This window comes from Chitinophaga sp. 05T412, from assembly GCF_056396465.1.
Genome location: NZ_JBFTLN010000059.1, coordinates 1 through 821 on the forward strand (window position 1 = coordinate 1; position 821 = coordinate 821).

Sequence of the window (821 nt, forward strand, 5' to 3'; positions counted from 1 at the left end):
GTAAACTCCTTTTTATCTTTCCAGACTACATAGCGGCAGCTGTTACGTATCTGGTGTACGACACAAACCTGAGTGGCAGACTGTGGGAACACCGATTTGATGGTTTGAGTAAAGCCATTAAGATTATCCGTGGCCGTTATTAGAATATCCTCCAGGCCACGGGCCTTCAGGTCTGTAAGTACAGTCAGCCAATAGGCAGCAGATTCATTCTTACCCAGCCACATTCCCAGGACTTCTTTGAGGCCATCCCGCTTCAGACCCACAGCGATATAGACGGTTTTATTCACTACTTTGCTGTTCTCCCGTACCTTGAACACAATACCATCCATCCAGACGATGAGATAAACCGGTTCTAATGGCCGGTTTTGCCAGGCGACAATATCTTCGGTCACACGGCTGGTAATACGGCTGATCGTGGCTGTGGAAACGTCAAATTTATAGGCTTCCCTTATTTGCTCTTCTATGTCAGATACGCTCATCCCCTTGGCATAAAAAGACACAATTATCTCTTCCAGCCCCTGAACCATTCCTTCGCGTTTAGGTACGATCATAGGGTTAAAACTGGCATCCCGATCCCTGGGTACTTTTATTTCAGATTCACCATAGCTGGTCTTAATCTTCTTTTTACCGTATCCATTACGGCTATTGTCGCTTTCATTTGGCTCATGCTTATCATAGCCTAAATGACTATCCAGTTCACCTTCCAGCATCTTTTCAATGCCCCGTTTCTGAATCTGGGCCAGGAAATTGTTTAGTTGATCGGCCGTTTTAAACTGCTTCAGAAAGTCGTCTGATAAAAAATCTTCTGTCTTCATAAAACT

1 protein-coding gene is annotated in these 821 nt (G+C 44.7%); it reads right to left on the reverse strand.

Going from position 1 to position 821, the window contains the following annotated elements; genetic code table 11:
* The coding region (locus tag AC1DFM_RS34650; RefSeq protein ID WP_477081361.1) for an IS256 family transposase at positions 1–821 on the reverse strand (821 nt) is incomplete at both ends.